The sequence below is a fragment of the Lacrimispora sp. genome (assembly GCF_031982545.1).
GTDB lineage: Bacteria > Bacillota > Clostridia > Lachnospirales > Lachnospiraceae > Lacrimispora.
Genome location: NZ_DALYXB010000002.1, coordinates 131,378 through 152,599 on the forward strand (window position 1 = coordinate 131,378; position 21,222 = coordinate 152,599).

Sequence of the window (21,222 nt, forward strand, 5' to 3'; positions counted from 1 at the left end):
TTACTTCATCTTATCCTTCCATTCCCTGTTCTGCCGCTCCATATCCAGATATTCCTTTTTCATGCGCCAGATTATGGAATCGCTGTCAATACCAAGTCCTTTTCGAAGCAGAGAAACGTTGCCGTGCTCGACATATGCATCCGGCAGGGCAATGTTTAGTACCTTTACTTTTGGATAGTGTTCATGTATATAACCATTGATCAGGCTTCCATACCCGCCCTGGAGTACATTCTCCTCCATGGTCACAATCAGCCAGTGATTTTTCGCCAGGTGATCAATGAGTTTTTTATCAAAAGGCTTAATAAAGCGCCCGTTAGCAAGAGTACAGTTCCAGCCTTCCGCTTTCAATTTCTGCCTTACATGCTCTCCTGTACTTACCATGCTGCCTACCGCCAGAAGGGCAATGTCCGTTTCTTCATAAATGATTTCACCTTTGCCGTATTCAATCGGTGCTTTAAAATCTTCCAGCCCCTGATAGGCTTCCCCTCTGGGATAGCGTACCGCGATGGGACTGTCAAGGGAAAACGCAAACTCCAGTCCGTTTGCCAGCTCCCAGTCATTCTTCGGTGCAAAAATGCTCATATTGGGTATGGCACTTAAAAAGGACAGATCAAAAATCCCCTGATGGGTCTCTCCATCGCTGCCTACCAGTCCTGCCCGGTCAACTGCAAATACAACAGGTAGATTCTGAATACACACGTCATGAAGTACCTGATCAAACCCTCTCTGCAAAAAAGAGGAATAAACAGCCACTACCGGTTTCAGACCGCCTGCTGCCATTCCTGCTGCCGAAGTCACTGCATGCTCTTCTGCAATCCCCACATCAAAAAAGCGGTCCGGATACAGATTTGAGAACCGTTTCAATCCGGTTCCATCCGGCATCGCAGCAGTTACCGCTACAATCTTCTTATCCTCTTTTGCCAGACGGCAGATTGTTTTAGAAAACACATCTGTATAGCTAAATACTTTTTTTTCTTTTTTAGACTTTCCAGTTAGGATATCAAAAGGGTCCACTGCATGGAACTTGGATGGATTGTTTTCTGCAGGAGCATATCCCTTTCCTTTTTTTGTGATAACATGAACCAATACGGCATGATCCAGCTTTTTCGCCTCTCTCAGCGCTCTTGTTAAAGCTTTCAAATTATGACCATCTACCGGTCCCAGATAGGTAATTCCCATATTTTCAAACAGCATTCCCGGTATGAGCAGCTGCTTAATCCCATTTTTTGTACGACTGATTCTGTCTATCAGTGTATCACCAATAACCGGAATCCTTGAAAGCATATCAGTAACATGTTTCTTTAAATCCAGATATCCATTCCCGGTCCGAATGCTGTTTAGATAGGTGGACATACCGCCTACATTTTCAGAAATAGACATATTATTGTCATTAAGAATAATAACGAAATTTTTCTTCATCTGGGCTGCATTATTAAGTGCTTCATATGCCATGCCTCCCGTCAGGGAACCATCACCGATGACTGAAACTACAAAATGACCTTCCCCCAGCACATCTCTTGCCTGGGCAAGTCCCAGTCCGGCAGAAATAGAAGTAGAACTGTGCCCGGTATCAAAGGCATCACAGGGGCTTTCCTTTCTCTTTGGAAAACCGCTCATGCCGCCGTACTGGCGCAGTTCATCAAATTCCATCCTTCTTCCGCTTAAGATCTTATGGGTATAGGACTGATGCCCTACATCCCAGACAATCTTGTCCATTGGCAGATCAAAAGCAAGATAAATTGCCATGGTCAGCTCCACAACTCCTAAATTGGAGGCCAGATGACCGCCTGTGGTACTTATCTTTTCTATTAAAAAATCACGGATTTCCTGACTTAATATGGTCAGCTCCTGTTTGGAAAATTTCTTTATATCGTCAGGTCCGTTAATCAGTTCCAGCATCATAATTTTTTAATCCTTTATTTTTCCCGGTTAACCAGCATCCGGATCAGTTCTTCCAGAAAGCGGTTCTCTCCCGGCAGTTTTTGAAGGCAGGCAACTGCTTCTGCGGAAATACTCTCCACAGCCATCTTCGCCTGTTCCATTCCCTCCAATGTTACATAGGTGGTTTTATTATTTTTTTCATCGCTGAATACGGGTTTTCCCAATACTTCGGCATTGCTTGTCACATCAAGGATATCATCCTGAATCTGAAAAGCAAGTCCGATTTTTGAAGCCATCTCTTCCACTGCCTTTAACTCGTCTTCACTGGCACCGCCAAGGAGCGCTCCGATCATCATGGACGCCTCTAAAAGCGCTCCGGTCTTTAACCGGTAGATAAAGTCAAGCTTGTCGCCTGGAATCGGCTTTCCAGCCAGTTCCACGTCTACCGTCTGGCCGCCTATCATCCCGAATATACCTGTCTTTTGGGCCAGAATGCCCATAGCCCTTGCGACCCGGTCCGGCCTGTCCGAAAAGTCAAGTGCCTTCGCTGCCGTCTCCATGGAATAAATTAAAAGACCGTCACCTGCCAGCACCGCCATATCATATCCAAATTTCACCCAGGCAGTGGGAAGTCCTCTGCGAAGGGTATCATTATCCATACAGGGAAGATCATCGTGAATCAGAGAAGAGGTATGAATCATCTCTATGGCTGCCATAAATGGTTCTATCTCTTTTCCCATACCTCCAAAAAGGCAGTATGTCTCCCTCATCAGCATAGGACGCAGCCGCTTTCCGCCTGCCCGCATACTGTAATCCATTGCCTCAAGAACAGTGCTTTGATGTCCCTCTACAGCCGGAAGGAAACTTTCCACAATCTCCCACACATCTTTGGTCCGTTTCAGCAACTCATCCTCAAAGTTCATGTTCTTCACCGTTTTCCTCCAGCACAATTATCTTTTTTTCCACTTTATCTATTTTATCATTGCAGGACTTAACTAGTTTCATACCTGTCTCGTAGTATTCAAAGGATTCCTCTAAGGAGCTCTCTCCGCTTTCCAGCTTTTTGATCAGCTCCTCTAAGTCCTTTAAGGTCTCTTCAATGGTTCTTTCTTTTTTTACTGCCATAAGCCTGTTTCTCCTTATTTTTCTGCCTCTGACACTGTTATCGGCTCCACTCCTGATACCAGAGCCTGGATATTTCCATCCCGCAATTTAAGACGAAGAGCATCTCCGGCCTTTACCTGCATGACAGAATCAATCCTGTGATTCCCCGAATCAGTGATAAAACCGTAGCCGCCGCCTATTTTTGCCAGCGGGGAACAGGCATGAAGGCGTCCGGCAAGAAGTTCCAGCCTGTGCCTGTCTCTTAAAGTCTGCTTCTCAATCAGCTGACTCATCTTAACAGCGGATTCGTCAAGTTGTCTGCGCTCTGCCTCAATCTGCTTTAAAAGCAGGCTTTTCAGCTTCTCTTCCTGATCATGAAGACGCTGGCGCTGTTCACGAATACTTCGCTTTGGATCAAAGTACTTTAACTTTAATCCATATTGGTTCACAGAGAAACGATACCGCTCCAGCTTTCGCTCCATCATGGTTTTCAATGTATACCGGATGCTCTCTGTCTGTTCTTTCAACTGTTTATAATCAAATACTGCCAGCTCAGCAGCTGCCGAAGGGGTGGGTGCACGCATGTCTGCAACATAATCCGCGATGGTCACATCGGTTTCATGACCGACTGCAGAAATTACAGGTACAGAGCAGTTAAATATTGCTCTGGCAACCGCTTCTTCATTAAAAGCCCATAAGTCTTCAATGGAGCCGCCTCCTCTTCCCACAATGAGAACATCAAGTCCCATCTGGTCTAAGGTCTCAATTCCTTTTACGATACTTTCTGCAGCACCGCTTCCCTGCACAAGAGCGGGGTAAAGATAGAGCTGCACAAAGGGGTTCCGCCTGGCGGATATATTCATAATATCCCGGATGGCAGCGCCTGTGGAGGCAGTTACCACACCCACACGCCTTGCATATCCTGGAATTTCTTTCTTGTATTCAGGGGAAAACATCCCCATTTCTTCCAGTTCATTACGAAGCTTTAAAAAACGTTCGAATAAATCTCCCATTCCCTCTTTCGTAATTTCCTGGGCGTAAAGCTGATATCTTCCGTCTCTTTCATAAACCTCAACGCTTCCCTTTGCAACAATCTGCTGTCCATCTTCCAGATGAAAGGAAAGACCTTTTCTGGATCCGGCAAACATCACTGCCGAAATAGAAGAGGCTTTGTCTTTTAAGGTAAAATAGATATGACCGGAAGTATGATATTTGCAGTTGGACACTTCCCCTTTGATCGAAATCCGGTTCAGTGCAAAATCCTGGGCAAACATGTTTTTAATATAACCATTGATCTGGGTTACGGAATAGACACCTGCCATACTTACACCAGCTTTGCAAGAACTCCGTTAATGAAAGCCGGAGCTTCGTTTCCGCCGTATTTTTTACCCAGTTCTACCGCTTCGTTGATGGCTACCTTTTCCGGCACCTCTTCATCAAATAAGATTTCATAAAGAGCAAGGCGGAGAATGGTTAATTCCGCTCTTCCCATACGTTTTGTCTTCCAGCCTTCCGCTACTTCATTGATTTTTTCATCCAGTTCCGGAATTTTATTCATAATTGCTTCTGTCTTTTCTTTTAAGAAAGCAGAATTCTCTTCACTCATATCCACATCATGAACAATCTCTTCCACACCTTCCGTATTGAGATCATCCTCTTTTGGTTCCTCAAAATATTGATTAATCTGCCAAAGCTTCTCCTCTGCGGGGTGAAAATCAGCGCAGAAAAGCATCTTAAAGCAGTGTTCACGCATTTTACTTCTGGTCATTTACCATGGTCCTCCTATTGGTGATTTAACTGGACGTTTGGAATTATTATACCTTAACAGGGTTTTTTATACAATAGAAACTTTTGCGTGCCAGTATGGAATGTTAATTGGTAACAGCATACTGGTTTTTTCCTTTTCCCTTTGCCTCGTATAATGCCTGATCTGCCCGTTTTAAGATGGCATCGTATTCAGATTCATTCTCTCCAATCAAAGTGATTCCAATACTTGCATGAACCTTTCCGGAAACATGAAACGCATTAATAATACGCTGTGCAATGGCTTCGGGTTGTTTCCTTCCTCTCATTCCATAAAGCCAGATACAGAATTCATCTCCTCCGAACCGGACAATTACATCCTCCTGTCTGGTGCAGGCACTTAATATCTGTCCCGCCTGAACGAGAACCAGATCCCCTTTATGGTGACCAAAGGTGTCGTTTATTTTCTTAAAATCATCGATGTCAAGGAACATACATGCATAAAAGCGGTTTTTTCCGCCGGTTTTTAATCCATGCTCCACCAGTTTTCTGGCTGTTTCTCTGGTATAAACTCCTGTTAAATAATCCTTCTGCAGTCTCTTTTCTTCTTTTTTTCTGGTGTGAACAATTAAAAGGATCAGGATCACTCCGCAAAACAAAAGGAAGGTTGATCCTGCTATAAATTTTGCAGAAAGGGATTTGATCTTATGAAACGTATTCTCATATCCTTCCGTCTCCACAAAGGTAGCCATATACCAGTCATTGATCCCCATGGGCTGGTAATAAAGAAGGCGGCGGTAATCATTTTCATAATAAGTAATATAACCGGACAGCCCCTGGCTGATTCCGGCTTCCATCTCCGGAAATGTCTGACCCGGTCCAAATTCCCTTGTTTTAAGCATCTCAAACAGAGAAATCTGATTTTCACACGCCGTACAGGAAATCAAAATCTCTCCATCTTTTTGAAATATCATATTGGCACCGTAGCGGCTTAAATCCGTATCGCTTAAATACTGCTTCAGCTTATCGGAAGACAACTCAAGACATGCCGCACCTTTTACAACGCCGTCTCTGATAATGGGGACGGTTAAAATGATACTGTCCTGGCCCTTAAAGCTTTCTTTCAACAATCCGGATATATTCTTTTCACCGTCTAACGCTTTTTTATAATAGTCACGGGAAGAAATGTCCTGGGTTTCACGATTACCATAATAAAGAGTACCTGACGTATCTGCAACACCAAACCGGGAATCTTCTTTTTCGTAATCCTGAACCTGCTGCCACCACTGTTCGTTGCCTGAGCCTTCCGGCAGATCACAGTAAAATGCAAACAATTCCAGCCATTCGAATTTAGTCTGTATCATGGATTCTATATAATTCAGTGCTTTATCATTCTTCTGCTTTAAATCCCTGTGCGTCTGCTGAAACAGACTCTGTTCCACTTCATGAAAATAATAGAAGTTTAAAACGCAGATTCCGATAATCACAGATATTACAAGACTTGCCAGGATCAGCAAACCCGGTGGATAGTGCCCCCCGTTTCTACGATTCATCATATTAAAAAACACCTGTCCTTAAGAATCTTTCGATTCACAATATCGTCCATTATAAATCCTGTCCTATATCATTACAAGGATAATTTCATCTTTTCGGTAAAAAAAACAGCGGGAATGAACCGTCTGACCGGTTATTCCCGCTGTATATTATAAATTTATTTGTTCTCATCCAGTGCAACACCGGCTATCCGGATGTTCACATCGAGAACGGAAAGACCAGTCATGTTCTCAATGGCATTCTGCACCTTTTCCTGAACTTTTTCACTGACGGTTGGGATACTGTAACCATATTTTATGTTTAAGGACAAATCTACGGAAACATGTTCCTCTGTCAGTTCCACTTTGACACCTTTGGATAAGTTTTTCATGCCCAGCTTCGCCACCAGTTCGTTGGTGATGTTGCCTGCCATGGAATCCACACCATCTACTTCCGTCGCAGCAAGACCTGCGATGATCGCGACTACATCATCTGCGATCTGAACTTCGCCGATTTTATCTTTTTCATATACTTTATGAGTATTTCTGTTTTCCAATTCTGCCACTTCGATTCCCTCCTGTTTAGTATTTCTGGGTTCTGAAATCATTATAGCAAAATTGTCAACTGTTTGCAAAGGCTTTTTACTCTTCCAGTTTCATGAGAGTAATAACAATGCTCTCTGCTCCCACTTCGGTTTTTCTCTTTACAATATCTTCAATCTGGGCGCGCTGGGGATCTGTAATGCTGGCGGCGTTGATGACAACATCAACTTTTCCATTTGAAATGCTGACAACAGGATCTGCAAATCCTTTTGCAAGAAGAAGGGTTTCTGCTGCATTCTCCTTCTCGGCAATGGCTGTCATATCAATCATCTGCTGAATGGCCTGCTGTTTGGCAGTCTCTTCAATGTTTGGATTGTTGATTAAATTCATCAGAGTTTCTTTATTTCTGGCCCTTACCTGTTCTCTGTTTAACTGCACGCTTGATATGTAATCTGCTACGTTCATACCGCTGGTTAAAACAGCCTCACCAGGATTATCAAGACCGGTATCAGCTGCCTGTGTTTCACCTTCTGCAAGGCTGGCTGCTGCCTGGGTCTCACCTGCTGCAAGACTTTGAGCTGTTTCGTCCCCAGCTGCTACCTGGGTACTTCCGGCCGCTGTCTTATCTGCGCTGCCCGCAGAATCGGCTGCTGCCAGTTTGTCAATATCTGCGGCATCCTGATCCAGACTGGCGATATCCTTGCTGGAATCACTGCCATTTAATGCCTGGTTCTCTGCTAAAATGTCTTCTTCGGAAATGTCAGTCACTCCTGCTTCATACACATCGGTTCCGGAGGCTGCATCCTGCTTTCCGGCATAATTTAAATATCCGGCGGCAGCAATCATGACTGCCAGAGTTGTAATGATAATCTGGTTTCTTCGAAACAGTTTCTTCATATCCATTTTCTTTGGGGTTTTCGGGACATTGGGTTCATTGCTTGTTTTCCAACTTTTCATACCTGACACTCCTTTTTATTCCACCCTCTTTAATACTTTTATTTTATGTGGGGGCAGGTTAAATAATGCTTCCATGGCACTGGAAATTTCAGCTTTTACCGTAGGACTGCCTCCGCCCTGGGCACTGATAATAATTCCTTCTATTTCAGGACGTATTTCTTTCTCCACAATGGGAGCCGTATTTTCTCCCTGGCCGGTAAGAATGGTACTCTCTTTTAATTCTGCGCTTGTAATCTTTCTCGACCCTCCTGATGTGTCATTTTCTTCGGTGGAGGAATTTGAGTTATCTTTATCCACTCTCAGTACCTTTTCCCCTGAAGATTTTACTACAATGAGCACATCAACCTGACCGACTCCATCCACGGTTTTTAATATTTTTTTCACCCTGGCTTCCAGTTCTTCTTCATAAGTGCGGTCAGCGGAAACGGAAGCGGCAGCATCTCCGTCTGCAGGCTGTGTTACAATTCCCTGCTGTAAAGTGGATTGCTTATTATTTTCTTTCTGCGCAGTCTTTTCCACTTTCTTTGCAATTCCGGGACCAGAAGGAAATGTAAGGATCAGGATCATCATTCCAACCGCCAGCAGGATTAACAATTTATCCTTACCCATCTTCCATTTGAATTTCAATATCCTGTTCCTCCAATCCATAATATTCCGCAATCCTCCTTCTAAGACCAGATAGACTGGAATTTTCTTTCTGCTCTTCTTTTTTTCCATCTTCCGGCTTTATTTCAGCACTTTGATCCGATTCTTTCCCAGTTATTTTAATATTTTTTATTTCCTCAACCTTCTTAACAGGATCGATTTTACTGCCAACAGAAGCTGCTTCTTCTGCCTGCATTTCCTCTTTTCCAGAGGTGAGAACAAGAGAAACCTTTACCACATGACCAAACCGGTCACTGGACTGATCACTGTTAATTTCCGCACTGGTTTCTTTGCAGGAAAAACCTGCTGTCTGCGCCATGGTCTCCAAATCCGTTCCAACTGCTTTTTCGTAACCGGAAATCATTCGTTTCAGTCTTGATTCCTCCATTTTTGAAACTTTCCCGGTTAACTCGCCTGCTTCCTTTTTAAGGCTTATTGCTTCAAATGAATAGGCCAGTTTATCATCCAGTCTTAATCCGCCTGTAACGGGCTTTAATACAAGTAGAATAAGCACCATACCGGCAAAGAATTTGACGTATTTTTCATACTTTTTATTCGGCAGAAGATTTTCTACCACAGTGATAAAGATCAGATAATAAGTGATATTTCTGATCCATTCATATAATTGATCCATGCCACTCACCCTGAATAATAGGTTACATTGGTAGAAGCACACACAAGTGCTATGGTAACGATAAATAAAATCATGCAGGATATAGCGACGGACAAAAGCATTTTATGCCCCTTTGCCATATCGGAAATGCAGGATATAATACGTTTATCACAGACTGGCTGCAAAAGGGCTGCCACACATTGATAAAATAACATTAAGATAACAAGCTTTAAAATAGGAACGATGGTAAGAATAATGAGAATCAGAATACCGGCTGCTCCAATGGTATTCTTAATCAGTACACCGGAGCCTAACACCATCTGGGCCACAGAGCTGACCCCCTGTCCAATCCCTGGAATCGCGCCCACCAGCTTCTGAAGTGCTCCCGTCTTTAAGGAATCCACATAAGGAAGCACCATGGACTGGATCATCTGGAATCCCAGTACCAGTCCGATTAAAGTCTTTAAGCTCCAGGAAACCACCTGCTCTAACAGTTCAGTCAGCTTTGACAGCATGTCTTCTTTTGCAATATGACCTGCCATAACCAGAAGAGCGTATACACGGATCAGTGATAACAGAACCGTTCCTAATAGCCACTGGGAAGCGGATAAGATGACCAGGGTAAACTCATAAGATGCCACTGCGGTGGCACTGCTTCCCGCAAATGCCGCTGCCAGAAAATACGCAGGCATCAGCACTCTCATAAATCCCAGTATCTGGTTAACCACACCGCTTACAATGGAAATGCTGGTAAAAAAGCTGGCTGCCAGATAGGTGAACAGTAATAAATAAGTAACAAAAAAACCTGTTTCGGAGATCTGACTTCCTGTAAATACACTGGAAAAATTAGAAAAGACAGCCCCGATAATGCCAAGTACAAGAATCTGGCCCATCATATGCCCGCTGCTTTCGATTTCGCCCATCAGCATCTTTTTAAGCGCTTTTCCAGTCTGGCTGAGTACATCATTTAACTTCCCATCCATAAGACTTTTCATTAAATCCTGAAAGGAAAGATTAAGCCCCTGATTATCATTTCTCTGATCCAGAAATTTCTGAATGTCAGTCAGATCATACTGATCCAGATCAAGCCCCTGGGTGACCTCTGTTTCCTGCTCTTTTGCCGGAGCCTCCGCTCCCCAGGAAATACTGCAGGGAAAAAGAAAACACAGAAGACACAGAAGAAATAAAAACCTTCTTTTCATGTTCCTTCCTCCTGTCATGATAAAAATACCTGAAGAGTTTCAATCAGTGCCAGAAGAATTGGCATACTGACTGCCAGCACGGAAAGTTTTCCAAATATCTCAATCTGCGTTCCCACTGCACCGTAGCCTGCATCTTTACAGATTCCTGATGCAAACTCTGCAATGTAGGTAATTCCTATCATCTTTACCAGGGTGGACAGATAGACGCTGTTGATTTTTATGTAGGACTGGATTTCTTTCATGGTATCAAGAATTGTGCTAAGCTTCCCTACCCCATAAAAAAAGATAAAAAACCCTGCTGCAAGGACCAGAAAGGTTCCGTATTCCCCCTTCATTCCTTTTAGGGAAACTGCCAGAAGCACTGCCACAATCCCCACAACAGCTATGGAAACAACCGTCATATTTTCACCTACAATGCAAACAGATTTTTAATGGATTCAAACAGCTGATAAATGTAAGGTACCAGCCAGAACAGCACAAGAATGAGCCCTGCCAGGCTTGTTAAGAATGCCTGTTCTTCCCGTCCGCTGTGTTTTAATACCTGGCAGATGACGGAAACCAGAATTCCCACTGCTGCAATTTTAAATATCAAATTGACTCCCATGCTATCCTCCTTAATACATTACAATGGTCAGGAATAAACCTCCCATGATGCCAAGGCTTGTATAAAGCCGGCTCTTTTCCTGTTTATGATTTCTTAGATAATCAATTGACAGATCCAGCTGTTCCAGATAAAGAAGGATTGTCCTCTCCTGCATTCCGGTATCTAAATAACCCAGATGTTCCCCAAGCCCCTTTAAATTCTGCTTATCCTCACTGGATAGACACACCTCTTTTGAAAGACCGTCAATTTCTTCCTGCCAGATGCCGTAAAAACTTTCCCCTCTTTGCCCCATCAATCGTTCTGACACCTTTAAAAACAAATCTCCCATCTGCCCTCCTGCTTTCCTGCCTGTCCGTTCAAAGGCTTCTGCCAGGGGAGAATTGGCATAGACGATTTCCCCTTTTAATAGGAAAATCATTTTTCTTAAATGTTCCACTGTTTTTAAATGCTCACTCCACTGGGAAGCCATATAAAAACCAAGACCGGAACAGGATACAATTACAAGGGCTGCCCCTGCCAGTCTCAACCATGTATTACCCATAAGCCCTGCTCTCCTGCCTGTCCGGCCGAACCCCTGTCCCAAATATATTTGCCTTATCTAATTGGGTTCCTCTGGAATCAAAGATCTGATCAATGTTTCCGATTCTGCCTAAGTTGTTTAAGACAATATACCGTTCAAAAATTCGTTCCTCCAAAAGTGTTCTCAGCACCGGTTTCTGTCTTAAATCTTCTATAGAGCTGCCGTGTACCGTTGCGATGAGTTTGCATCCGCAGTTCATTACGTATTCGATGGCATCTAAGTCTTCCCTGCTTCCCACCTCATCAACTGCAATCACTCTGGGAGACATGGTACGGATTAACATCATCATCCCCTTTGCCTTTGGACAGCAGTCTAAAATATCAGTGCGGATTCCCAGATCATTTTGTGGCGCTCCCTGGTAACAGGCTCCGATCTCAGACCGCTCATCTACTACTCCCACGTTCATACCTTCAAACTCTCTGGATCCATCTGATATCTGCCGGATTAAATCCCGAAGCAGTGTGGTTTTTCCGCATCTGGGCGGGGAAATGATCAGGGTATGGCAGACCTCTCTTTGATTTTTATAGACAAAAGGCAGTATGGGAGAAGCACAGCCCTTTACCTGATGGGAAAGGCGGATATTAATAAAAGATATGTATTTCATGGTTTTTATCCCGGACTCATCAAGGATTGTCTTGCCTGCAATCCCGATTCTGTGCCCCCCTTGTACAGTAAGGAAGCCCTGCTTTAACTCCTCTTCAAACGCATACAGGGAGTAGTTGCTCATATACTCCATGGTTTCCTTCAATTCGTTTTTTGTAATGTGATAGGCTTCTTCCAGTTTTTTGCTGATATTTCCTGATCCGGTTAAATAATACTCTTCGTTTCTGTACACCAGCATAAGAGGGGCAGCCACGCGGAGCCTTATTTCCTGGACTTCGTCGAAGTTTAAGGCTACCTTGTTTAAGATTTCTCTTACGTTTTTAGAAAACAGATTGATCAGCTCGTCTTTTCTCTCCACTCTCATCCCTCCTCTTACCTCAATATATGAAAAGTGGGACAAATTATGACTTAAAAAAAGTCCGTTCTTTGCGTCATAATTCTGACGTAAAAAACGGACTTCCTATGAACTCTGTTATTTTTACATGCTGCCTCTCAGTTTAAAAGTCTCCACTTCCTGTTTCAGTGCCTGAGCCAGGGAATCCAGTTCCTCACTGGAAGCTGAGCTTTCCTCGGCTGTAGCCGCATTATTTTGTACCACTGTGGATACCTGGGACAGTCCCTGGTTAATCTCTTCCATTGCCTGAACCTGTGCTTCTGAAGCCATGGCAATCTCATGAATAATGTCATCAACCAGACCTGCTTTTTCTTCCACTGTTTTTAGAATTCCCGCAGACTGGTCAGCCAGTTTTCCTCCTTCTGAAATGGTAGCCACGGAATAACCGATTAAATCTGCGGTCTGCTTGGCCGCCTCTGCAGATTTTGCTGCTAAATTACGTACTTCATCAGCCACCACTGCAAATCCCTTTCCGGCTTCTCCAGCACGGGCCGATTCCACGGCAGCGTTTAGAGCCAGAATATTGGTCTGAAATGCAATATCCTCTATTACCTTTGTAATGTTTTTAATCTTTTCGGAAGCTGCACCGATTTCTTTCATGGAGCGGTCCAGCTGATCCATACATTGATTGCCATCCCTGACTCCTGTCACAGCTTCCTTTACAAATCTGGTGGCATTCTCTACCCGTTTTGCATTTTCCTCTGCCTGACTGGAAACATTGGAGATGGCTGCATTTAACTCTTCCACAGTAGCAGCCTGTTCGGTTGCCCCTGTTGCTAGAGACTGGGAAGCACTGGAGATCTGCTTGGAACCTTCCGCTACCTGATCGGAGGATACACGGATGTTTCCTAAAACCGAATTCAGATTTAAAACAATTCCCCTTAAGGAATCCTTGATCTGAACGAAATCACCTTTGTAATCCTGGTTTACACTGACGGTACAGTCTCCTTTTTCCAGACTGGTAAGTATGACAGAAATTTCATTGATATAACTGTTTAAGGTAGCAATTGTACCGGTAAATGATTTGGAAAGGGTCTCCAGTTCGTTTCCCGTATTAATCTGGGGAACAGGAGAATGAAGATCTCCCTCTTCTAAAAGACGAATCCGGTTAACCAGATTTAAAATAGGTTCAACAATTGGTTTTGCAATCCTGAATGCTATTACAAATGACAGAATGATCATAAACAGAGTGATCATGATAGTAGTGAAAAGGGAGGTTCGAAAGCTTGACATCATCTCCGATTCCTTTGTAACCACGCCGATTGACCAGCCGTCTGTTCCCTTTATGGGAGTATACCCAGTGGTCATATTCACCCCTTTGAAATTGACCGTCTGTATTCCTGTTTTACCCGCTATCATGTCCTTCATTTCATCAGATGTCCCCTGATAGTTTTTATCTGTTTTTGCCATCTCAATATAGTTTGTCTGATCGTTTACCCGGTCTCTGTTTTTGTGGGCGATAATCTTTCCTTCTTTATCAATAATAAATCCGTAGCCAGACTTGCCAACCTCCACACCATCAATCATCGTGCTGAAGGTATCAGAATCCAGTGTTGCTATGACAATTCCATTATAATGATCACTTTTTACCTTTGCGGATACAATTAATACGGTTTTTCCGGTTACTTTGCTTACAATGGTTGAGGATATGTATGTATTTCCCGCAATGGACTGTTTAAAATACTCCCGTTGGCTGGCATCCCCTCCATCGCTGGTTTTTCCGTCCGCACCGGCAATGGAAAGTGTTGCAAATCCATTGTCTTTTGCAATCTCAGCCAGTAACTGGGTTCTTTGATCGTTACTTAAGGCTGGATCTGTAATCTCCTGATTCTGTGCAATAAATTCAATTCTGGCCCTGTAAAGATCAATGGAATTCTCCACAGACTGGCTGTAGGCAGTGGCACATTCCGTCAGACGAAGCTCAATATTATTCTTGGCATCCCGGTAAAACATCATGCCGTTAATTAATCCGTAGATGGCTGATATGGAAACTGCCATACCGATGATTCCATAAAGAAGCCTCTTTTTTATTGACTTGTTTTCCAATTTTTCCATAATTCTTCTGCCCGCTGAGTTCTTTTGTTTCAATGCTCTTTTGTTTTCTTTTTCCATCATATTGCCCCTTCTTATTTATTCTTTATAGTAATCGCCATCCCGCCAGCCAATTACTGCATTTATGACGGTGGGAAGGATGAGTGTAAATAAATTAATATAGGATACCAGCGTAAGTCCTTTGGAAACAAGGCTGGTAAGCCCTACCTGTGAGACCCCCCAGGTAATAATAATATAGAACAAAGTGAGCAAAGCTCCTCTTTTGTTTCTTTTGGCTTCTGCTGCCTGGGCATTCTCACCTGTTTTCTTCTGATACCAGTTAATTACACGGTCATTAAAGCCCTGAGCATAGTTAATTGCTGTGGAAATGGTAGCAAAAAAGATAGAAATGGTAATGAGGGTCAGTAAAACCGCTTTCACCCGCTCTCCTCCGAATCCGTTTTGCACCACCAAAATGGTGTACACCGCTTTTCCCGCTTTCCAGCCTTCTAATACCTCAGAATAATTGGCGGCTAAATTGACCACGGTGATTTCAAGGAAAATCCAGTTTAAAATAACAGACAGAACCACGGACCAGCGCAACGTACTTTTATTTTTAAACAGCTGCGCGTGATTTACATAGGCTCCAAAACCGCCAAGATTCTGACCGGAAAATATGTAGGCCCAGCATAAAGCAGTCAGAAGGTAGCTTAAAAAGCTTCCTGCCCCTGATGCAATTCCCTGATTTAAGGATTCTCCCATCACTCCCAGTTCTCTTGTCAGCCTGCCGCAGCTGATATTGTAAATAAGATTGGGAACGTGAATTGCCAGTAAAGTAACAAAGATCACTGTACTCATGAAAACCGCATTTTTCCTTACAAGACCTGCTCCTTTCATGCAAAGTAAAAACATGATAATGCCAACTGCAAAGGTGGTAATCAGATAAGGCATTCCGGAAAGCTCTGCTAGTGCTGATCCGGAAGAAGAATAGGCAAGAGCCATGCATACGATTAAAAGCCAGTTAAAGTTAAACTCGTATACAACCTGCATTGGTTTTGCAAACCTGCCTCCCAGAAAACGGGAACCATATTTCTTTAAAAAATCACCATAGTCAAAGGTTTTAAAATCCATTGCAAACTTCATAAAAAAATAGATAATAAAACAGTTGATTGCCGCTACCACAAGGGGCATGAACAGGCAGAAATAAGGCTGTGTTACTTTAGGCAGCATCCCGTAAAATCCCGTATTCATAAAAAAATAGGACCAGGGTGTAGAACCGGCGGCAAATCCGCCCCCGCACTGGGAACTAAATGCAATGGAAACAAATACGATTACAGTTTTCCAGTCTACTGCACTGGTTTGATTTCTGTTACCTGCAATTCCGGTGCTCATAATACCATCCTCCTTTATGACGACCCAGTACCCCTCTCCCCGTGAAAGTCGAACTATGTCGTTTTTTTAACAATATAGTCATATTATAAAACATGTACGAAATAACATCCAATCGATCCCTCCTATGTATAATCGTGGATCAATAGTTTTTGACCTTATATATATTTACCGCTTGTACGCCGGTAAAAAAGTATGATATATTGCAGAAAGTACGAAAATTCTTTTCTATAAAGAAGGAGGAAGACCAAATGCGTGAAGAAATTATGGAAGGAATCCGGCGTCACATCCTCCCCTTAAGCGGTGTGGAGAAAGCCGAACTTTTAGAGGTATGGCCGGGTCACTCAAAAATTACATTAGAAATTACAGAAGGTGCCTTAAATTTATATGGAAATCTCCATGGAGGCTTTATCTTTACCCTTTGTGACATTACATCGGGTATGGCCGCCTATGCTTACGAGTACGCCAATGTCACACAGCATGGAAATATTGATTTTTTAAAAGGAATCAGCTCCGGCCAGATCTTTGTGGAAGCAAACGCCATTCATAAAGGAAACCGTTCTGTGGTAAACAGAGTGGAGGTTACTTCTTCCGATGGTGTACTTCTGGCTGCCGGAACCTTTACCATGTATCTGCTTTCCGCTCTATAGAATCATTGGGCGGATTATTATTAATCGTATTATTTTTTCTCTTAAACAGCCGATAGTACAAATAGCATAGTTTATACCTAGGGGGGGAATAATATGATGATTCGAAGCAACAACCATATGACAGATTTCAGAACCAGGTTTCAGGCCCAAAACGTACAGTTTAAAAGTGTAATTAATAGCATAAACACAAACTACAAGCAAAAAAAGCCCAACTTTGACCTGGTTGAACTAAGCCTGGATGCCATAAAATCACAAAAGACGGAAAACAAAAATCCAGATAAATTAATTGACTACAAAAATTCTCCTTTCAGTGGAAGCCGGACGGAAGCAGAGTGGGCTGAAAGTTCTCTGACCCAGCAGCGGGACGGATTAAATTCCATTAGAAATGAATTAGAATATCAACTAGAGCGTTTGAATACTACCCTTTCTAAGATTGATGAATATGGAAAAATTGCAAACGGAGATTCTTCCCAGACAGAACTCTCTGTTATATCACAAAATAGAGCCGCTGAACTGGTAAATCAATACAAAGAAAGCATAAAAACTGATTATTCAAAAGAGATTGAAACGGTTACTTCGTTTTATAGCAGCTGGACAGACACCTATGATAAATATTCCAACGGACTGGCATCAAAGGTAATGGGCAACGGGTTGAAAGATATCTCCGCAAAGTCCCTGGGTCTGAAAGATCTGTCTGGTGATCCGGATACAATAAGAGCCGCTTTAAGCAACGCAATCGATCAATTAAAGGACCTTTCCAAATCCGTAGAGGACCAGTTTTATCAGGCATCTGGCAAAAAGATGGCGGCGGAGGTTTATTCTGATCCAGAAATACGAAACAAAAGAATGGAATTGGAAAATGCTTCTCTGGAAATGGCTGTAATCAATGAAGATACCTCCTTTACGGGGCAAATAATAAAAATTGATGATACAATAAAATTTTAATAGAAGCATACAAAAAGGCCGCAGGACATGTAATCAATTCCTACGGCTTTTATTCTACTGGTTTAAAATTCTTCTCACCGACTGAATGGGCTGAAAATCCACATTCGATATCTTAATCCCATCCTCTGGACCGCTGGCATGAATCAGCTGGCCATTACCTATATAAATCCCGATATGGCCTATGTATGAAACAAGATCTCCCGGTCTGGCTTTTTCAATACCGCCTGCATCTACTCCTGCAGCCGCCTGATCCTGGGAGGTTCTTGGCAGATTGATTCCGAAATTTTTATACACACTCTGTACAAAACCGGAACAGTCCGCACCCTCTGTCAGGCTTGTCCCTCCATACCGGTAAGGGTTCCCTAAAAATTGTCTTGCAAAGGACACCACCTGATCTCCTGCCGCTGACTGGTTTGGTGCAGAGGGTCCGTTTATTCTGGCACCCGGTCCATTTACAGTATTTATGATAAGAGGCTCTATCAGCGGTATGGGTTCGCTTGCTGAAACAGTGTCAGCCTTTGCCGGAAAGCTGACTGATCCTGCAATTAAGACCCCTGTAAATAAGACTGCAATTAATGTTTTCTTATGCATGGTTTCTCCTCCTGTGAATTTTAAAGTCCCATATCTTTCACGTCTTCTGACAGAAATCTGTGGTATGTCCCATGATTATCATGGAATTTAATGAAATAACGGTAAGAATCCATGGCGGGATCTTCGAAATACAAAATAAAATCACATTCTTCCCCATCACAGCTCTCACAGATATATCTGCCGTCTGAATATTTGGAAAATACGTTTTTAATATCTTCCAGCTGTACACCAGGCTTTTCGATAGTCTCAATAAATTCTCTTAAAAATCCGTTCTCTTCTTCCTGCTCCCAGACATATTGGGCGCCTTCCGGGGGAATGAGAAAGCAGAACCGATCCTGATTCCTGGTAATTTTTATTTCTCCCAGCCGGTCTTTTGCATAATCTTTGAATTCTTTCAGTGCTGTTTTTATTTCATCATCCGAATCTCCTGCTTTCAGGATATTTAACAATGCTTTTTCAGGATAATAAAACCGGATCACTTCCTTTTCATATCCCAGTTTCATCTGTACTTCCATGATTGAATTAATGAGCATACGCTCCAGAGCAGCAACCTGCATGTCCGCTCTCCTTTCCATTCTTAACGGCACATTACTCATGAAGCCGCCGTATGATTTTAAAAATAATACCCCCCTCGGTAACGAATGGCTGGGAATGGGAAAAGAATACGATTCCTTCCGTAGGCGCAAGAATCTGGCTTATAATCTCACCTTCATAAGGATCCAGAATATCTGCCAGAATCTCCCCCCTGCTTACTTCCTCGCCTGGATTTACGTGGGGGCGGTAAATGCCGGCACAGTCTGTCCTGACACTGGTCAAATCGCTTTCATGAAGAACGGTTGCAATATAGCCGCTGTGACTGGTGTAACGCACCATTCCCATACGGGTCAAAAACCGCAGCACAGAAGCCACTGCCATACGGGCAGAGGGTTCATCAATCTGATCCGTTCCGCTGGTATAGATAGAGAATGCACTGGTATTCTTTAACTGCCAGTTATAATTCAGTGTTGCCTTATCAAATGGCTTGGCATCCCGGACCACCACATAGGGAAGCCCAAAGAGATTTGCAAGACTGGGGTTTTGAAATCCGGTATCCATCATACGCACATGTGGTACGAAATTACCGGGTATATAAAAACTGGTAAACTGAATTCCATAGCTGTATTCTTTCACTGCATCGAAGATGCCCGCTGCAATCCGTTTCGTCGTTTCACCGCTACCGTCTCCCGGATACATGCGGTTAATGTCCGAATCATCAGTAGGCCAGAACCGTTTGCCAACGTTTAATGAGGCTGTATTCACTGTGGGAATCACCATAATCTCATTGCCTTTAATGATGGCTCCCCGCTCTTCTAACTCCTTCAGCTGTCTGATTAACTGGGAACAGATATAAAGCTGCTGTACCTCGTTGCCTCTGCAGGCGCCTACGATACAGGCCGACTTTTCCCCTTTGCCAAAATGATAGCCATACAGATTCATATCGTCCCTGTAAAGATTCTTCAGTGTAAAAATGGTTTCTTTTCTCATGCCTGCTCCCCTCCTAACACCCGCGCCAGCAAAGATCCTGCCGATACTACCGGATATTCCCTGAGGGTAAATACCAGACCGTCTATGGGAGAAACCACTTCCTCCAGAATCGTTCCGGTTAAAGGATTTAAGATCTGCCCTATGGGCTGGTTTTCTCTCACTGTACCAAGATGCTCCACCAGGGGCATAAATATTCCCGGACTTTCCGCATGCAAAAGTCCAAGCTTCCGATTATAGGAAATCATGGGTTCTTTGGGAATTACGGTTTCTCCAGTCCATATTCCCAGTTCCTTCATCAGGCAGAGTATTCCTTCTGTCAGCTGCTTTCCATAAGTTTTAGTAATCCGCATTCCCACTCCCATCTCAACTACAAAGGTAGGAACTCCAATGCTGTTTAAACCATGGGACAGGGTGGAATCCAGCACTACGGCATTTTCATAAATCCAGACCAGATCCACATTCATCAGCTTTGCGAAGCCTATCAGCTTGTCTGCATAGGCTTCGCTCATACGGATCTGGGGAATCTCTCTTAAAAAGATATTGCTGGCATGTATATCCACACAGAAATCAGAACCGGAGATGTCTGCCATAATCTCAGAAGCAATATGTTCCGATACAGCTCCCTCCTCATCACCTGGAAAAATCCGGTTCATATCAATGTCATACCCGGGCAGACCTCTGGTAATGGAATCGATTCCCAGTGGGTTAAGGGCCGGATATATATCAACAATTCCTTTTAAATGATCCTTATTTTCTCTGATAATACGGTTAATCTCATAACATACAAACTGGCCTTCCAGCTCGTCCCCATGAACGCCGGTGACAATGCTGATCCGCTTTTCTTTACCGGTTAATGTATCAGGTTCTAATCGGTTTTTATATATGCTCCAGCTTTCTCCTACAGGCAAACCTACGGATGCAACTGTTTTTATCATATTTTTCATCACCCTTGTTCTTATACTTTATTACATTATAAGAATAAATCAGCATGATTCAAACGTCAAGCAATTCCTGCCTGATGACTTCCTCCTTTTTTATCTGTATCAGCATTCCGTCAAAGACTCTTGCTCCTGGCAGAAGAGTCTCCTGTCCTGCTATTACAAGCCCGGCATCAAACCACTTTTTAATCTGGCTTCTTGAGACTTCAAGCGCACCTGCTAACATAACATCTGCTCTGAGTTTTAGTGCCGACGGATTTTTTATCTGTATTTCCAGACAGGATTCTTTATTTATAGGCGTGATTGTGGGTGTTTCAAGAATATGATATCCTGTTTTTATTTCCATGATTTCCGCTTTGTTTTTTATAAACAGTTCTCTGTTACTGCCATAACTGGCAGCCAGCTGGGGGCTGTTGCTTAAAAAGCCTTTATATTCCTCTTTATCTATATTCTCCGGGTTTGCCCGCTCAATAATGGTCATATTCCATGAGGTGTCACAATGACTGCAGCGGTAAATCAACCACACATCAAGCAGTCTTCCATTGGCATTTACCCTGAATTTTCCACTGTTTTGAAACTCTGTCTTTTCTTTGCATTTGGGACACCTTCTTATCACAGAGGGCAGCTGGTCCGGTATAATCAGCCACAGTTTCCGTAAATCACGATTCATATCTTCCTCCATCTTATCATATTTACGGATAACTCTACTATGAACCGTGCTGCCTTCCCACCTCACTTTCGATTATAAATAAA

24 protein-coding genes are annotated in these 21,222 nt (G+C 43.1%); 2 read left to right on the plus strand and 22 right to left on the minus strand.

Annotation, left to right across the window (positions count from 1 at the left end):
• The 17 genes from dxs to ABS301_RS04195 form a co-directional block, all read right to left on the minus strand.
• Nucleotides 1-1,902 carry a 1-deoxy-D-xylulose-5-phosphate synthase gene (dxs, locus tag ABS301_RS04115; RefSeq protein ID WP_349671011.1) on the minus strand — a complete coding sequence of 634 codons (1,902 nt, stop codon included), beginning with the start codon at nucleotides 1,900-1,902 and terminating at the stop codon, nucleotides 1-3.
• A gap of 14 nt (nucleotides 1,903-1,916) precedes the next feature.
• On the minus strand, nucleotides 1,917-2,804 hold the full coding sequence (locus ABS301_RS04120; protein ID WP_349671342.1) for a polyprenyl synthetase family protein: 888 nt from the start codon (nucleotides 2,802-2,804) through the stop codon (nucleotides 1,917-1,919).
• On the minus strand, nucleotides 2,794-3,006 hold the full coding sequence (xseB, locus tag ABS301_RS04125) for an exodeoxyribonuclease VII small subunit (protein ID WP_104435056.1): 213 nt from the start codon (nucleotides 3,004-3,006) through the stop codon (nucleotides 2,794-2,796). Before xseB ends, ABS301_RS04120 begins: the two co-directional genes overlap by 11 nt.
• 14 nt (nucleotides 3,007-3,020) lie before the next feature.
• The gene (xseA, locus tag ABS301_RS04130; protein ID WP_349671012.1) at nucleotides 3,021-4,307 is read right to left on the minus strand and encodes an exodeoxyribonuclease VII large subunit; all 1,287 of its coding nucleotides are present in this window, start codon (nucleotides 4,305-4,307) and stop codon (nucleotides 3,021-3,023) included.
• Nucleotides 4,308-4,309: 2 nt separating this feature from the next.
• Nucleotides 4,310-4,753, minus strand: coding sequence for a transcription antitermination factor NusB (gene nusB / locus ABS301_RS04135; RefSeq protein ID WP_349667744.1), 444 nt, complete (start codon nucleotides 4,751-4,753; stop codon nucleotides 4,310-4,312).
• A 103-nt stretch (nucleotides 4,754-4,856) separates the two neighbouring features.
• Entirely contained in the window at nucleotides 4,857-6,284 is a 1,428-nt protein-coding gene (locus tag ABS301_RS04140) for a sensor domain-containing diguanylate cyclase (protein WP_349671013.1), read from the minus strand.
• 155 nt (nucleotides 6,285-6,439) lie between these two features.
• The gene (locus ABS301_RS04145; RefSeq protein ID WP_330590462.1) at nucleotides 6,440-6,826 is read right to left on the minus strand and encodes an Asp23/Gls24 family envelope stress response protein; all 387 of its coding nucleotides are present in this window, start codon (nucleotides 6,824-6,826) and stop codon (nucleotides 6,440-6,442) included.
• 76 nt (nucleotides 6,827-6,902) lie between these two features.
• A complete protein-coding gene (locus tag ABS301_RS04150) occupies nucleotides 6,903-7,760 on the minus strand; it encodes a SpoIIIAH-like family protein (protein ID WP_349671014.1) in 858 nt (285 codons plus the stop codon).
• A gap of 15 nt (nucleotides 7,761-7,775) precedes the next feature.
• The gene (locus tag ABS301_RS04155; RefSeq protein ID WP_170820153.1) at nucleotides 7,776-8,408 is read right to left on the minus strand and encodes a SpoIIIAG-related protein; all 633 of its coding nucleotides are present in this window, start codon (nucleotides 8,406-8,408) and stop codon (nucleotides 7,776-7,778) included.
• The gene (locus tag ABS301_RS04160) at nucleotides 8,362-9,039 is read right to left on the minus strand and encodes a stage III sporulation protein AF (RefSeq protein ID WP_349671015.1); all 678 of its coding nucleotides are present in this window, start codon (nucleotides 9,037-9,039) and stop codon (nucleotides 8,362-8,364) included. Before ABS301_RS04160 ends, ABS301_RS04155 begins: the two co-directional genes overlap by 47 nt.
• 5 nt (nucleotides 9,040-9,044) lie before the next feature.
• A complete protein-coding gene (locus ABS301_RS04165; RefSeq protein WP_349671016.1) occupies nucleotides 9,045-10,220 on the minus strand; it encodes a stage III sporulation protein AE in 1,176 nt (391 codons plus the stop codon).
• A gap of 14 nt (nucleotides 10,221-10,234) precedes the next feature.
• Nucleotides 10,235-10,621: a stage III sporulation protein AD gene (gene spoIIIAD, locus ABS301_RS04170; protein WP_170820156.1), complete on the minus strand. Its 387-nt coding sequence runs from the start codon at nucleotides 10,619-10,621 to the stop codon at nucleotides 10,235-10,237.
• Between the two features lie 8 nt (nucleotides 10,622-10,629).
• Entirely contained in the window at nucleotides 10,630-10,824 is a 195-nt protein-coding gene (gene spoIIIAC / locus ABS301_RS04175; protein WP_013273849.1) for a stage III sporulation protein AC, read from the minus strand.
• Between the two features lie 10 nt (nucleotides 10,825-10,834).
• A complete protein-coding gene (locus ABS301_RS04180; protein ID WP_349671017.1) occupies nucleotides 10,835-11,365 on the minus strand; it encodes a stage III sporulation protein AB in 531 nt (176 codons plus the stop codon).
• Nucleotides 11,358-12,365 carry a stage III sporulation protein AA gene (spoIIIAA, locus tag ABS301_RS04185; RefSeq protein ID WP_502877935.1) on the minus strand — a complete coding sequence of 336 codons (1,008 nt, stop codon included), beginning with the start codon at nucleotides 12,363-12,365 and terminating at the stop codon, nucleotides 11,358-11,360. The genes ABS301_RS04180 and spoIIIAA overlap by 8 nt, the downstream gene beginning before the upstream one ends.
• A gap of 120 nt (nucleotides 12,366-12,485) precedes the next feature.
• Nucleotides 12,486-14,516: a methyl-accepting chemotaxis protein gene (locus tag ABS301_RS04190; protein ID WP_349671019.1), complete on the minus strand. Its 2,031-nt coding sequence runs from the start codon at nucleotides 14,514-14,516 to the stop codon at nucleotides 12,486-12,488.
• 15 nt (nucleotides 14,517-14,531) lie between these two features.
• Nucleotides 14,532-15,824, minus strand: coding sequence for a hypothetical protein (locus ABS301_RS04195; RefSeq protein WP_349671020.1), 1,293 nt, complete (start codon nucleotides 15,822-15,824; stop codon nucleotides 14,532-14,534).
• Nucleotides 15,825-16,072: 248 nt separating this feature from the next.
• Here ABS301_RS04195 and ABS301_RS04200 point away from each other — a divergent pair, with 248 nt between their 5' ends.
• Nucleotides 16,073-16,471 carry a PaaI family thioesterase gene (locus ABS301_RS04200; protein ID WP_349671021.1) on the plus strand — a complete coding sequence of 133 codons (399 nt, stop codon included), beginning with the start codon at nucleotides 16,073-16,075 and terminating at the stop codon, nucleotides 16,469-16,471.
• Between the two features lie 93 nt (nucleotides 16,472-16,564).
• The gene (locus ABS301_RS04205; RefSeq protein WP_349671022.1) at nucleotides 16,565-17,416 is read left to right on the plus strand and encodes a hypothetical protein; all 852 of its coding nucleotides are present in this window, start codon (nucleotides 16,565-16,567) and stop codon (nucleotides 17,414-17,416) included.
• Nucleotides 17,417-17,470: 54 nt separating this feature from the next.
• On the opposite strand, the gene ABS301_RS04210 is transcribed toward ABS301_RS04205, so the two are convergent.
• From ABS301_RS04210 to ABS301_RS04230, 5 genes are read right to left on the minus strand one after another with little or no spacing between them, the layout of a single operon-like run.
• On the minus strand, nucleotides 17,471-18,007 hold the full coding sequence (locus tag ABS301_RS04210; RefSeq protein ID WP_349671023.1) for a C40 family peptidase: 537 nt from the start codon (nucleotides 18,005-18,007) through the stop codon (nucleotides 17,471-17,473).
• A gap of 20 nt (nucleotides 18,008-18,027) precedes the next feature.
• Entirely contained in the window at nucleotides 18,028-18,564 is a 537-nt protein-coding gene (locus ABS301_RS04215; protein ID WP_349671024.1) for a DUF3877 family protein, read from the minus strand.
• Between the two features lie 31 nt (nucleotides 18,565-18,595).
• Nucleotides 18,596-19,531 carry a M14 family metallopeptidase gene (locus ABS301_RS04220; protein WP_349671025.1) on the minus strand — a complete coding sequence of 312 codons (936 nt, stop codon included), beginning with the start codon at nucleotides 19,529-19,531 and terminating at the stop codon, nucleotides 18,596-18,598.
• A complete protein-coding gene (locus ABS301_RS04225; RefSeq protein ID WP_349671026.1) occupies nucleotides 19,528-20,466 on the minus strand; it encodes a M14 family metallopeptidase in 939 nt (312 codons plus the stop codon). Before ABS301_RS04225 ends, ABS301_RS04220 begins: the two co-directional genes overlap by 4 nt.
• Before the next feature lie 58 nt (nucleotides 20,467-20,524).
• Nucleotides 20,525-21,139 (minus strand): DUF1062 domain-containing protein, encoded by a 615-nt coding sequence (locus ABS301_RS04230; protein ID WP_349671027.1) that lies wholly within the window; start codon nucleotides 21,137-21,139, stop codon nucleotides 20,525-20,527.
• Nucleotides 21,140-21,222 lie beyond the last annotated feature (83 nt).